This window comes from Sphingomonas sp. F9_3S_D5_B_2 (genome assembly GCF_054263715.1).
On sequence record NZ_JBSZFB010000001.1, the window covers coordinates 1,060,536 to 1,073,377 of the forward strand.

At 65.1% G+C, this 12,842-nt stretch carries 12 protein-coding genes and 1 pseudogene; 5 read left to right on the forward strand and 8 right to left on the reverse strand.

What is annotated here, in order from left to right:
* The first annotated feature begins 87 nt into the window (after window positions 1-87).
* On the forward strand, window positions 88-849 hold the full coding sequence (locus tag ACUXST_RS05190; protein ID WP_458389019.1) for a phosphodiester glycosidase family protein: 762 nt from the start codon (window positions 88-90) through the stop codon (window positions 847-849).
* 4 nt (window positions 850-853) lie between these two features.
* On the opposite strand, the gene folP is transcribed toward ACUXST_RS05190, so the two are convergent.
* The 6 genes and pseudogenes from folP to ACUXST_RS05220 form a co-directional block, all read right to left on the reverse strand.
* Window positions 854-1,927: a dihydropteroate synthase gene (gene folP / locus ACUXST_RS05195; protein ID WP_458388867.1), complete on the reverse strand. Its 1,074-nt coding sequence runs from the start codon at window positions 1,925-1,927 to the stop codon at window positions 854-856.
* Window positions 1,928-1,935: 8 nt separating this feature from the next.
* Complete coding sequence (locus ACUXST_RS05200; protein WP_458388868.1) at window positions 1,936-3,063, reverse strand: DNA methyltransferase; 1,128 nt, start codon at window positions 3,061-3,063, stop codon at window positions 1,936-1,938.
* 248 nt (window positions 3,064-3,311) lie between these two features.
* Window positions 3,312-3,893: pseudogene (locus ACUXST_RS05205) on the reverse strand (ribonuclease HII); the annotation flags it as partial.
* A 59-nt stretch (window positions 3,894-3,952) separates the two neighbouring features.
* Entirely contained in the window at window positions 3,953-5,173 is a 1,221-nt protein-coding gene (gene thiD / locus ACUXST_RS05210; protein ID WP_458388869.1) for a bifunctional hydroxymethylpyrimidine kinase/phosphomethylpyrimidine kinase, read from the reverse strand.
* A gap of 43 nt (window positions 5,174-5,216) precedes the next feature.
* A complete protein-coding gene (gene glmM / locus ACUXST_RS05215; RefSeq protein ID WP_458388870.1) occupies window positions 5,217-6,557 on the reverse strand; it encodes a phosphoglucosamine mutase in 1,341 nt (446 codons plus the stop codon).
* A 32-nt stretch (window positions 6,558-6,589) separates the two neighbouring features.
* Window positions 6,590-8,395 (reverse strand): peptide MFS transporter, encoded by a 1,806-nt coding sequence (locus ACUXST_RS05220; RefSeq protein WP_458388871.1) that lies wholly within the window; start codon window positions 8,393-8,395, stop codon window positions 6,590-6,592.
* A gap of 109 nt (window positions 8,396-8,504) precedes the next feature.
* Between ACUXST_RS05220 and ACUXST_RS05225 the strand changes: the two genes are divergently transcribed.
* The 4 genes from ACUXST_RS05225 (at window position 8,505) to ACUXST_RS05240 (ending at window position 11,440) form a co-directional block, all read left to right on the forward strand.
* Window positions 8,505-9,092: a nitroreductase family protein gene (locus ACUXST_RS05225; RefSeq protein ID WP_458388872.1), complete on the forward strand. Its 588-nt coding sequence runs from the start codon at window positions 8,505-8,507 to the stop codon at window positions 9,090-9,092.
* Between the two features lie 45 nt (window positions 9,093-9,137).
* Complete coding sequence (locus tag ACUXST_RS05230) at window positions 9,138-9,494, forward strand: GntR family transcriptional regulator (protein ID WP_458388873.1); 357 nt, start codon at window positions 9,138-9,140, stop codon at window positions 9,492-9,494.
* Window positions 9,495-9,585: 91 nt separating this feature from the next.
* The gene (locus tag ACUXST_RS05235; RefSeq protein WP_458388874.1) at window positions 9,586-10,500 is read left to right on the forward strand and encodes an L-threonylcarbamoyladenylate synthase; all 915 of its coding nucleotides are present in this window, start codon (window positions 9,586-9,588) and stop codon (window positions 10,498-10,500) included.
* A 49-nt stretch (window positions 10,501-10,549) separates the two neighbouring features.
* A complete protein-coding gene (locus tag ACUXST_RS05240) occupies window positions 10,550-11,440 on the forward strand; it encodes an MBL fold metallo-hydrolase (protein ID WP_458388875.1) in 891 nt (296 codons plus the stop codon).
* Here the strand turns inward: ACUXST_RS05240 and msrA are convergent.
* Both msrA and ACUXST_RS05250 read right to left on the reverse strand, forming a co-directional pair.
* The gene (msrA, locus tag ACUXST_RS05245) at window positions 11,437-11,985 is read right to left on the reverse strand and encodes a peptide-methionine (S)-S-oxide reductase MsrA (protein ID WP_458388876.1); all 549 of its coding nucleotides are present in this window, start codon (window positions 11,983-11,985) and stop codon (window positions 11,437-11,439) included. The two genes, ACUXST_RS05240 and msrA, sit on opposite strands and share 4 nt — an antisense overlap.
* A 40-nt stretch (window positions 11,986-12,025) precedes the next feature.
* Complete coding sequence (locus ACUXST_RS05250; protein ID WP_458388877.1) at window positions 12,026-12,733, reverse strand: PilZ domain-containing protein; 708 nt, start codon at window positions 12,731-12,733, stop codon at window positions 12,026-12,028.
* Between the last annotated feature and the right edge of the window lie 109 nt (window positions 12,734-12,842).

Consider the following 12,842-nt stretch of genomic DNA (forward strand, 5'->3'; position numbering starts at 1 on the left):
AGAGAGGTTACGTGCGCGAGACCTTAGCGAAGCTACATCCACTTTCGCTTCGTCCTGATCCTGCCTAAAGGCGCGAAATTGGTGGGCATGCGTTTGTTGGCATTCGTTGCAGTGCTGCTGTTGTCTGCATGCGCGAAGGGTGATGCCCAGGCGCAGCTGCCCGTCTCCTATTGCGCCGCTCGCATGTTCGAGGATGCACGGTTCACCGTCTGCGATCCGCGTGGCGGCAGGCTGATGCTGGTGGCCGCCGGAAAGACCGAGACATCGGTCCGGAGCTTCGCAGAGCTCGCAAAATCCGTCGATACCTCAACGGTCGCGTTCGCCATGAATGCCGGCATGTTCGACGGTGACGGACGGCCGATCGGGCTCGCGTCGGTGGGCGGAAGGCAGAAGCACAAGGTCAATCTCCGCGACGGACCCGGCAATTTCCACATGAAGCCGAACGGTGTGTTCATCGTCACCGCGAACGGGGGTGCGATGGTCGTCCCAAGCGATCGCGTTCCTCAGTTTCGCGCGCCGCCACAGCTGGAGATCCAGTCGGGGCCAATGCTGGTCATAAACGGCAAGCTCCACCCGGCATTCGAGGCGGACGGGCAGTCGCGGCTCGTGCGGAACGGCGTTGGGGTTATCGCGTCCGGCAAGCCGCTGTTCGTGATCTCCGACGGGCCGGTGTCGTTTGGCAAGTTTGCACGCTTCTTTCGCGATGGCCTGAAGGCGCCGAACGCCTTGTTCTTCGACGGATCGGTGAGCTCTCTATGGGACCCGGCGAACGCCAGGCAGGACTCGCACGCGGCGCTGGGCCCGATCATCGTCGCATTGAAGCCGGTGCCGAAAAAGACGATCCGCTAGCTCGTCAGGCTATTCGTGGAGTGAGCGCTTGGTCACGAAGGCCGCGCCACACCCGCAATGCCTGCACGGTGTCGAACACATCGTGGACGCGGACGAGCTGCGCGCCCTGCTCCACCGCCTTCAGCGCGAAAGCGATGCTGCCGCCGAGGCGCCGATCTGCCGCCGCTTCGGCTGACAGGGCGCCGATGATGCGCTTGCGGCTGGCGCCCACCACGACCGGGCAGCCAAGCGAGTGGAACATCGCAAGTGCGTTCATCAGTTCGAGGTTGTGGGCGACCGTCTTGCCGAAGCCGAAGCCCGGATCGATCACGATCCGCTCGCGAGATACGCCCGCCGCCACTGCCGCCTCGATGCGCTCTTCAAGCCAGAGATACACTTCGACAAGCACGTCGTCGTAGCGCGGGTTGTCCTGCATCGTCTCGGGCGCGCCGAGGTGGTGCATGAGAATGACTGCTACGCCGGCGGCGGCAACCGTTCCGGCGGAGCGATCGTCGAAGGTAAGCGCGGAAACGTCGTTGATCATCCGCGCGCCGGCGGCGATTGCTGCGGTCATAACGTCAGACTTACGGGTGTCCGCGGAAACTGCTGCACCGCCGGCAGTGAGCTGGCGAATGACCGGCTCGATCCGCTCAATCTCGTCGCCTTCCCAGACCGGCGTTGCTCCAGGGCGGGTCGACTCGCCGCCGACGTCGATAATTGCGGCTCCCGCGCCGGCCATGTCCGCTCCGGCTGCTGCTGCTGCGACGGCACTGTCGAACCGGCCGCCGTCGGAGAAGCTGTCCGGAGTTGCGTTGACGATGCCGATGACCTGCGGCTGATCGAGGCGGACGATGCGCTCACCGAGCTGCAGCGGCTCGCGAGCTCCGGTGAGGGCTTTCCACTGCGCTGCCATGTCGTCGTCGAACCTGTCCTCGACAGCCTCGACCGGAAGCAGCTCGGTAGCGGTACGGCGATGGCCGTCCACTTGCAGGAGTTCGAGCGCCGAAAACCAGTTCAGACCGCCGGCCAGGCGCGCGACCTTTCCATCGTGGCCGAACGGTGAGTCGACGAACCCCGTAGGGCGAATGAGCGTGCGCATGCTCCGCGCTATAGCGCGGAGAGGTGCTGTTGCCGCAAGGCGTCGATGGCCGTGAGCGCCCCGCCCTCCTCTACGTGCCAGAAGGTCCAGCCGTTGCACGAGGGCGCACCCTGTAGCGCGGCGCCGACCTGGTGGATCGATCCGGCATGCGGATCGCAGGTGATGGAGCCGTCGGCACGCACCGCTGCCGTCCAGCGGCGCTTGGCGTCGGTGAGCTTCGAACCGGCCGAGACGACGCCGCTTTCCACCAGCAGCCCGAACGCGACGCGCGGCTTGGAGCGTTGCTCGGTCACCGTCTTCATCGCGCTTTCGTCGAGCGGCAGCGTAGAGCGGATTCGCTCGCGCGCGACCTTCACATAGGCTGGTTCGCGCTCGATGCCGATCCAGCGGCGGCGCAGGCGGTGCGCGACGGCGCCGGTGGTGCCGGTACCGAAGAATGGGTCGAGGACGACGTCGCCCGGCTTGGTGCAGGCGAGCAGGATCCGGTAGAGCAGCGCCTCCGGCTTCTGCGTCGGGTGCGCCTTCGCGCCTTCATCGTCCTTTTCACGCTCCCAGCCACTGCAGATCGGCAGCAGCCAGTCGGAGCGCATCTGCAGATCGTCGTTGAGCGCCTTCATCGCGCGGTAGTTGAAGGTGTAGCGCGCCTTCTCGTCCTTGGCGCACCAGATCAGCGTTTCATGCGCGTTGGTGAAACGGGTGCCGCGGAAGTTCGGCATCGGGTTCGACTTGCGCCAAACGATGTCGTTGAGGATCCAGAACTTCGCGTCCTGCAGCAAAGTCCCGACGCGGAAGATGTTGTGATAGCTGCCGATCACCCAGATCGTGCCATTGTCCTTGAGGACGCGGCGGGCTTCGGCGAGCCAGGCCCGCGTGAACTCGTCATAGACGGCGAGGCTGTCGAACTTGTCCCAATCATCGTCGACCGCATCGACCCGCCCGCCTTCCGGCCTGAACAGATCACCGCCAAGCTGCAGATTGTAGGGCGGATCGGCGAAGATCATGTCGACGCTCTTGTCCGGGAGAGTCGCCATTTCGGCGATGCAGTCGCCCATGAGGATCTCGTCGAACGGAAGCTCGCGCTTGAGCGACTGGCGCAACCGTGTCCGCGGCTCCGCGATGCGGGCGATAACGTTCATGAACTCTAAGTCCCCCTGAACCTTCCCCACGAGGGTGAGTCAGCCCGGACTCGGGGTCAAGCTAACAAGGGTTAACGACACTGGTTAACGCACAATGTTCAGGCGGCTGAGCGGCGCTCTTCCACAACATGTTGAGTCCGGAACGAATCCCCGGACTCAACGGGTGGTGTGTGTGGCGCGGAGGACTCGCCTGCCCCTATTTCGACGAGCCGCAGTTCCGACTGCGCCTGGCGGTCCTCGATTGCACGGATCGGAGCGAAGCTCCGGCGGTGCAGCGGCGTAAGGCCATGTTCGCGCAAACCGCGGTAGTGCTCGGGCGTGCCGTAGCCACGATTGGTCTCCCATCCGTAGCCGGGATACTCCCGGGCATAGTCGGCCATGATCCGGTCACGTGTGACCTTGGCGATGATCGACGCGGCCCCAATGGAGCGGCACTTCGCATCGCCGTCGACGATCGCCTTCGACGGACGGTCCCACCGCGGGCAGGCGTTGCCGTCCACCAGCACCCACGCCGGCTGCAGCCCGAGCGCTTCGACGGCGCGGGTCATTGCCAGCATGCGCGCCCAGTAGATGTTGATGCGGTCGATTTCCTCGACGGTCGCGATGCCGACGCCCCACGCCGCGACCTTGATCAGCTTGGCGTAGATCGCCTCACGCTTCTCAAGCGGCAGGTTCTTGCTGTCGTCGATCCCGCGCGGAAATTTGTCGCGGTTGAGGATGCACGCGCCGGCCACCACTGGCCCTGCAAGCGGGGCGCAGCCCGCCTCGTCAACGCCGGCAAGCGGCTGGGGGAAGTCGAGCTCAATCTTGAAGGAACAGCGGCGCGGCATCGGCCAAGCCTATGGAGCAGCCGCGCGAGTCGCCAGTGGCCCTCGGTAATAATTGTGGACTAGTCCGTCATCCGCCACGGCGGGAAGCGGCGAGCCTCGCCCGCCTTGTACAGGAAAATGATGTTGCCATCGGGATCGCGAAGGCGCGCCTCGCGCCACATCCACGGCTGGTTCCTGGGCCCGTGCTCGAACGCCAGGCCGTTGCGCGCGAGTTCCTCGACGCGTTCGTCGAGGTCGTCGCACTCGAAGTAGACGGCAGTGGTTGGGACGACCTTTTCCTCAGGATCGATCTGCACGGAAAAAGTACCGCCACCCTCCGTTTCGAAGCGCGCGTAGTCAGGCGGGTTGTCGACGATCTGAGTGAGGCCGAGCTTGCGGTAGAAGGCCACCGACCGCGCGTAGTCGGTGCCGGTGACAGTCACCTGATTGAGGCGCGGCCCGGTCCCGACATCGAGGCGGACGCTCTGCTGGCCGAGCGGGCCCGAGCCCTGGCCAAGCCCTGGAGCTTCCCTGAGCGCCACGCGGACGAATTCGCGAGCCCGCGCGACGGCGTCTGGCAGCGAGTGCCCACGTGCGAGGAAGAGCGCCATCGCGCTTGCGAGCGTGCAGCCGGTACCGTGCGTGCTGGTCGTGTCGATCCGCTGGCCCTGCCAGCTCGTCATATTGTCTTCTTCGATCAGCGCGTCGGCGAGCGCGTCACCCTCCTCGTGCCCTCCCTTGATCAGGACCGCGCAGCCGTGCTGGCCCACGAGGTGGAGAGCGGCCGCCACGGGGTCTTCCTCCGACGTGAGCGCCTTGAGTTCCGGAAGGTTGGGCGTCGCCACGGTCGCGATGCTCATCAGCCTGCCGAACGCCGCGATCGTCGGCTCGTCCGCAAGGACGGACCCGCTGGTTGCCACCATCACGGGATCGAAGACGATGGGAAGACCGGGCTGCTCGCCGCGAAGCCGCTCCAGCCTCGCGGCCACCTGCTCAGCCGTGAAAGCGCTGCCGATCATGCCGATTTTCACCGCGTCGACGCCGATGTCGCCCTCAACTGCGTCAATCTGCGCCAGCACGATCTCGGCCGGCACGGGGTGAACGGCCGTCACCCCTTGCGTGTTCTGTGCAGTGATTGCGGTTACGGCCGTAGTCGCATGGCCGCCCAACATGGTGACCGTCTTGATGTCGGCCTGAATCCCCGCGCCGCCGCCCGAGTCAGAACCGGCGATGATGAGGATCCGGGCGGTCGAGGTCATCGGCCGGCCTTTCGACCCCCGTTCCGGGGCGAATTTGTCCATGTGCACGGCTTCGTCGTGTGGCCGACAAATGCCAAGAAATGGTTCACGCGGCGGCCTGGACCGCCTCGCAGATGCCGTCGACCAGGCGTTCAACCAGCTTCTGGTCGTCGCCTTCCGCCATGACCCGGATGAGCGGCTCGGTGCCTGACTTGCGAATGACCAGGCGGCCCCTGCCCTCGAGTTCGGCTTCGGCGGCGGCGATCCGCTTGCGGACACTATCCGCCTCGAGCGGGGCAGCGCCGCCGTTGAATCGCACGTTCTTGAGCAACTGCGGCACCGGTTCGAACTGGTGCAGCAGGGAGCTTGCAGGCGCCTTCGCATCGACGAGCGCGGCGAGCACCTGGAGACCGGCGACGAGCCCGTCCCCGGTGGTGGCATGATCCGCCAGGATGATGTGGCCGCTCTGCTCGCCGCCAAGATTGCAGCCGGTCTTGCGCATATGCTCCAGCACGTAGCGATCGCCGACCTGCGTACGAAGGAGCTTGAGCCCGGATTCGCCGAGTTTTCGCTCCAGTCCAAGGTTAGACATCACCGTCGCAACTACGGCGTCACCGCGCAATTCGCCGCGGCGCTGCAAGGAGAGTGCAATCAGCGCCATCAGCTGATCGCCGTCGATCAGTCGCCCGGTTTCGTCGACGACGATCAGCCGGTCGGCGTCACCGTCGAGCGCGAGTCCGATGTCCGCACCGCTCGCGACGACGGTTTCCTGGAGGAGCTGCGGGTGCGTCGATCCGCACTGGTCGTTGATGTTGAGGCCGTTCGGCGTGACGCCCAGTGGGATGACGTCGGCTCCAAGCTCCCACAGCGCTTCGGGCGCTACGTGATAGGCGGCGCCATTCGCGCAATCGACGACGACCTTGAGACCATCCAGCCGGAGGTGCTCCGGGAAGGTCGCCTTGGCGAAATGGATGTAGCGGCCCCGCGCATCGTCGATGCGGCGGGCGCGGCCGATCTGGTCGGCGCTGGCGAGCTTCGGCTTGCCCTCCAGCCGCTGTTCGATCGCCCGCTCGTCTTCATCGCTGAGCTTGTAGCCGTCTGGGCCGAACAGCTTGATGCCGTTGTCCGAGTACGGGTTGTGGGAAGCGGAAATCATGACCCCGATGTCGGCGCGCATCGAGCGGGTCAGCATCGCCACGGCGGGCGTCGGCATCGGCCCGAGAAGCACGACGTCCATTCCGACGCTGGTGAAACCGGCGACCATGGCCGATTCCATCATGTAGCCCGACAACCGCGTATCCTTGCCGATAACGACGCGGTGGCGGTGGTCACCGCGCACGAAGTGAGCACCGGCCGCCATTCCGACGCAAAGCGCCATCTGCGCCGTCATCGGCTCACTGTTGGTGAGACCGCGGATGCCGTCGGTCCCGAAGAACTTGCGTGTCATGCCGGTCCCTTAGTCCCGCTCAGCCGCTCGTCCTAGTTCACGCCGTGCATCAGCTTCTTCAGCCACGGCGAGATCAGCAACAGGAGCACGCCGGCACCGATCGTCAATTCACCCCCGGTCATGAAGGTATGCGTGTAGGTCTGCAGCGCGAGCTGCGGGTTGGTGACCTCGCCCCCGACCGTCTGCACGGCGGCTGCCTGCGCCGCCGCGCCAGCCAGATATTCACCGACCGAGATCGACAGGAACCAGGTGCCCATCATCATCCCCACGATCCGGGCAATCGAGAGCTTGGTGATCATGCTGAGGCCCACCGGTGAAATGCAAAGCTCTGCGATCGAATGCAGGAAGTAAGTCAGCACGAGCCACCAAAGCGACACGCGCGCGGCTTCGTTGGCGGTTGCTCCGGACCAGGAGAGCACCACGAACCCAAGTCCGACAAGCATGAGCGCAAGCGCGAACTTGACCTGGATCGACGGCTCCAGCCCGCGCTTCGCAAGGCCCAGCCAAAGGAAGCTCATCACTGGAGCGAACAACACCACGACAAGCGGGTTGAACTGCTGCGTCGCCGCCGCCGACATGTGGAAACCGAAGATCTCCAGCGTCGTGTTGCGGTCGGCGAAGAGAGTGAGCGACGACGCAGCCTGTTCGAACAAGGCCCAGAAGGTGACGTTGAAGACGATGAGGATGATCGCGGCGAGCATCATCTGCCGTTCGACCTTGTTGCCGACCTTCGCCGACCAGATCGGGATCCCGATCACCGCCGCCAGGAAGATCAGCAGCAGCGCCTTGCCCAGCAGCGGGGTCGCGACCAGGTAAGCGACGATGCCGGAGCCTGCCGCCGCCTCAGGCGTGTTCATGACGTTCTGGAATATCAGCCAGAACACGACCACCGACACAAAGGACAGGATGTAGATGAGCGGCGCCCGGTCGCGGCCGGTCTGCTCGGGCGGTTCGCCGTAGCCGGTCAGGCGGCCGTTATCGAACTGCAGAAGCGCGAAGCTGATCAGCAGCACAAGCGACACGATCAGGAAGCCGGCCCACCAGCCGAAGTGATTGACGAGCCACGGGCACGCTGCCTGGCCGAGGATCGAGCCCAGGTTGATGCCAGCGTAGAAGATGGTGAACCCGGCATCTCGGCGCCGGTCGCCCTGGCCATAGAGCGAGCCGACGATGGTCGAGATGTTCGGCTTGAAGAAGCCGTTGCCGATGACGATCAGGCTCAGCGCCGCTAGGAGGAGGGAGGTGTAGAACGTCGAGCGGTCGGCGCCTGCGCTGAACGCGGCGGCGGAGACGGTCTGAGCAGCGTGACCATCGGGCGCGAGAAGCTGGACCGAACCGTCGGGCAGACCATGGATGGTCAGCTGCTGACCGTTCATCACGATCGTCTGCGGGGCTTCGTTCGGCATCAGCGGCGAAGCGGGGGCGGCCTGCGTCACGTCGAACCGCTGACCGTTGACGGTTGCGTAGGGCTGGCCTTGCTGACCGCCGAAGCAGAGCAGGAAGTAGCCAAGCGCCATGACGAGCGCGCCGAACTTCACCGAGCGCTTCGAGCCAAGATAGCGGTCGGCAAGCAGCCCACCGACGACAGGCGTCAAGTAGACGAGGCTGAGGAAGCCGCCGACGAGGCCGCTGGCCTGATGGTCGGGGAGCAGGAAGTGCTTGGTGAGATAGAGGACCAGCAGCGCGCGCATTCCGTAGAAGCCGAACCGCTCCCACATTTCGATCGTGAACAGGCGCGAAAGCTGACGCGGGTGGCCCAGCCAGGTCTTCTCGTCGGCGGGCTGAACGTGCGTGATATCAGGCGAGGACGGTGCTTCTGCGCCCGGCGTATCAACCATTCGAATTCTCCCCCCTCACACGCCCAAACTCGGCGCCGCGACCGTAACGAGCATTTTCGCCATGTGAAGCCGATTGTTGCCTCACGGCCCTCGCGCTATCGCGACGGCGATGCTCAACGACCGCTCGTCAGCCCTGTCCCTGCTGCAATCCCGCCGCTCCGCCAAGCCGCGTGAGCTGGTCGGCCCGGGGCCGAGCGACGAGGAGATGCAGACCATCCTCGGCATCGCTGCCCGCACCCCGGACCACGGCAAGCTCTTCCCCTGGCGCTTCGTCACTGTCGGAGACGACCAGCGCGACGCCTTCGGTGCAATTTTGCGGCAGGCGCTCGTCGAGCAGGATCCTTGCGCGACCATCGCCCACCACGAGAAGGAAGATCAGTTCGCGCACTATGCGGGCAAGCTGGTGGTCCTGATCTCCGCTCCCGTCGCGAACCATAAGATCCCCGTCTGGGAACAGGAACTGTCGTGCGGGGCAGCCGCGATGAACCTCCTGCTGGGCGCCCATGCGTTGGGCTATGTCGGCGGCTGGGTGACCGGCTGGCGCACCTACTCGGAGCGGGTGCGGAGCGCCTTTTGCGGACCCGGCGAGCGCCTCGCAGGATTCATCTTCATCGGGCGTCCCGGCCGCGAACTCGAAGAGCGCCCGCGCGAGCCGGTGAGCGCTGTGACGCGAGCATGGCAGCAACCGGCGCTCTGACCTGTTTTCATTTGAAATTTACCTGAAGCGCTGTATTATGACAGCATGACGCTGCGCACCCAGCACGAAAAGCCCGTCTACGTCCGCCTTCGCGAGACGATTGCCGACGCGATCCTCGCCGGCAAATATGCCGACGGCGATCCGCTTCCGTCGGTGCGCGCGCTTGCTGCCGAGGAACAGGCCAACCCTCTCACCGTCGCCAAGGCCTATCAAGGTTTCCAGGACGAAGGGCTGATCATCGTCCGCCGCGGGGTCGGCATGTTCGTTGCCGCGGGTGCGCGAATCCGGCTGCGCGAGTCCGAGCGGTCGCGCTTCCTCAAAGAGGAGTGGCCGGAGGTTCGCGCGCGGATGGAGCGTCTCGGCATCGAGCCCACCGAACTTCTGGAACGCGAGCGCGCCTGAGCCGCAGCACACCGTCACCTGACCTTGTTTCAGGGTCCAAATTCGTGAAGGCTGCCAACTTCTCCAGCATGGATGCTGAAACAAGTTCAGCATGACGAGCACTGACATCCTTCCATTCAGCGACCGCGCGATCGCTCAAGCAGCAAAGCTCATCCTGGCCGGCGAGCCCGTCGCGGTTGCAACCGAAACGGTTTACGGGCTTGCGGCGGACGCCACGAACGCGGCAGCCGTTGCCCGCATCTATGAGGCGAAGGGCCGGCCAAGCTTCAACCCGCTCATCGTCCACATTCCGGACCTTGCGACCGCCGACGCCATCGGCGAGTTCGGCAGCGAAGCGCGGAGTTTGGCGGAAGAACATTGGCCGGGGCCACTGACGCTCGTCGTGCCGCTGCGAACCGAAGCGGGCATTGCCTCCCTGGCGACCGCGGGACTGCAGACGATCGGGCTGCGGGTCCCCGCGCACGCCGCCATACAGGCGCTGTTGGCGGCGGTCGGGCGGCCACTTGCGGCGCCTTCGGCCAATGCAAGCGGGAGCATCAGCCCGACACGCGCCGATCATGTGCTCCGGAGCCTCGACGGCCGCATCCCGCTCGTGATTGATTCCGGGGCGACGGCGCGCGGCCTCGAATCGACGATCATCGGTGCGACTGGCGGGCCATTGCGGCTGCTTCGGCCTGGGCCGATCAACATCTCGGCCGAGAGCCCCACCGCCGGCAAGATTGAAGCGCCCGGTCAGCTCGCTAGCCACTATGCGCCTTCGAAGCCGCTCCGGCTGAACGCGACAGATGTTGGCGACGACGAGTTCCTGATCGGCTTCGGTGAGACTGCTGGGGACGAGAGCCTCAGCGCAGTCGGAGACCTGGTTGAGGCGGCCGCCCGCCTGTTCGACCTTCTCCACAAGGCCGACGCATCGCGGAGGGGGCGAATCGCGGTCGCGCCGGTGCCTTCAACGGGGCTCGGCGGAGCAATCAACGACCGTTTGCGCCGCGCTGCATCGCCGCGCTGATCGCAGAACAGCGCTAGGAACGGCGCGGCGGCGCCCTCGTTTGCCGCAGATGCGCATTCACTATCTTCGCTGCGGCACCGATTGCCCGGTAGGCGGCGCCCTGTTCGATGGCTTCAGCAAGGGCGTCCTTGGACTGATCCCTTGTGCGGCCCAGCTAATCGAAACCAACCAGGGCCTGGTGCTCGTTGATACCGGCTACGGCACCGAAGACGTCCGGCACCCGCACCCGCGCCTCAGCATTGCGTTTCGGGCGCTACTCAACATCCGCTTCCGAATGAACGAAACGGCGCTGCACCAGGTGAAGGCGCTCGGCTATTCACCGAAGGACGTGCGTCACATCGTTCTGACGCACCTCGACTTCGACCATGCCGGCGGGCTGGAGGACTTCCCGAACGCGCGGGTGCACGTGATGGACATCGAACGGGAAGCCGCCGAGCGGATGCGGCGCGGCTTCGTGGCGAAGCGCCGGTATCGCCCAGCCCAATGGGACGGAGTACGCGACTGGAGCACCTACCCGGGCGCGACAGGCGAGCGCTGGTTCGGCTTCGACGCGGTCCGGTCACTGAACGGACTGCCGCCCGAAATCCTGATGGTGCCCCTCCCCGGCCATACGCTCGGCCACGCCGGCGTTGCCGTCGACACCGGCTCCGGCTGGGTGCTGAACGCCGGCGACGCTTACTTCTATCGGCGCGAGCTGGACTCCGATCGCAGACGCTGCACCCCGGGGCTCCGCTTTTACCAGCGGCTGATGGACACGAACCGCGACCTGCGCTTCGCCAACCAGGGCCGCCTGCGAGATCTGAAGCGAGATCACGGAAGCCAGGTCACGATCTTCTGCTCGCACGACGAGAAGGAGCTCGAAGCGATGCAGTCCGGGCGTCCCCTGCACGAACAGGGCCGGCGCGGGCCTGTCGACAGGTTTGCCGGAGCGGCGGCCTAGGCGAGGGCCCCGGCGGTTTTCGTCCGCGCCTGGAAGCTTTTCCTGAGCTTCTGCAGCTTCGGCGGGATCGTGGCGATGCAATACGGGTTCCGCTGCCCTTCGCCCGACCAGTAATCCTGGTGGTAGTCCTCGGCCGGGTACCATTCAGCCATCGGCTCGACGGTCGTCACGATGCGTCCACCATTCTCCTGATTGGCGCGGTCGAGTGCTTTGCGCGCTTCCCGCTCCTGATCCGCGTCCTGCGGAAAGATGGCCGAGCGGTACTGCGTTCCGACGTCATTGCCTTGACGATTGAGCTGCGTCGGATCGTGGGTGGCGAAGAAGATGTCGAGCAGGTCGCTATAGCTGAGCTGGTCCGGGTCGAAAGTAATCCGAATGGCTTCGGCGTGGCCCGTGTCGCCGCCGCAAACCTGCTTGTAAGTTGGGTTGGCGACCTTGCCGCCGGTGTACCCGTTCTCGACGGACTTCACCCCGACGACGTCCAGGAACACCGCTTCGGTGCACCAGAAGCACCCGCCTGCCAGCACCGCGACTTGTTCGGCCATTATCCGCTCCATTCCTTGTGTGGAGCAAAGATAAGGCGCGTCAGGCGTTCTTGTAAGACGCTTTGAGGCTTGCGAGCTCCAGCCGTTTGGCGACCCATTCGGAGAGTTCGTCGAAGTCGAGTGGCTTCTCGAAGACGATTCCCGCCTTCCGCTCGGAATACCAGCGGACCTCACCCTTGATCGGCTTCAGGCTCTCGACGACCACGAGCACCGGCTTGCCTACGCAATATTCGTCGATCGGCTCGACCTTGATGCCGCCGAGCGAGACGTCGTGAACGTCCACGGTGTAATAGAGCTTGCCCACCTTGACCGATGCCTTGCATGGAATTTCCAGGCGCGGTGGACGGGCACGGAACCCGTGCCGCGGCTTGCGGCCGGCCAGCAACTCGCCGAGGTCGACATTCTGGTCGAACTTGAAACCGGCGAGCTCGTCGCGGACCCAGACGACCGAAGCGGGGATCTTCTGCGACGACATCTCCAGCGATACCTGCTCGCCCGGTGCAGGAGCACGGGCCACGATCGCCATGACTCCGCCGGCGGAGAGATTCTTGAGGCGGATCAGCTGCTGCTCACCGCACGCGTGGGTAAGCTTGGCAGTGCGCAGAAGCGGCGTAACGCGATCCTCGTCGCGGCGCTCCGCCGGACGCGGTACCGCCGTCGACAGCGACACCGTTGTCGAATCGAACGCGGCGTCAGTGATGGCGGCGCGTGACTGTGCGCCCTTCCTGCGGATCAGCGATGCAAACATCGGCTACACGCCTCCTGGCGGCGCGGAATTCGCCCCAAATTGGTGCTTTATCGAAGCCGCGGTTAAAACTCCGTTTCAATCGCTTGACCTTCCTGCGCGAAGGTGCGCA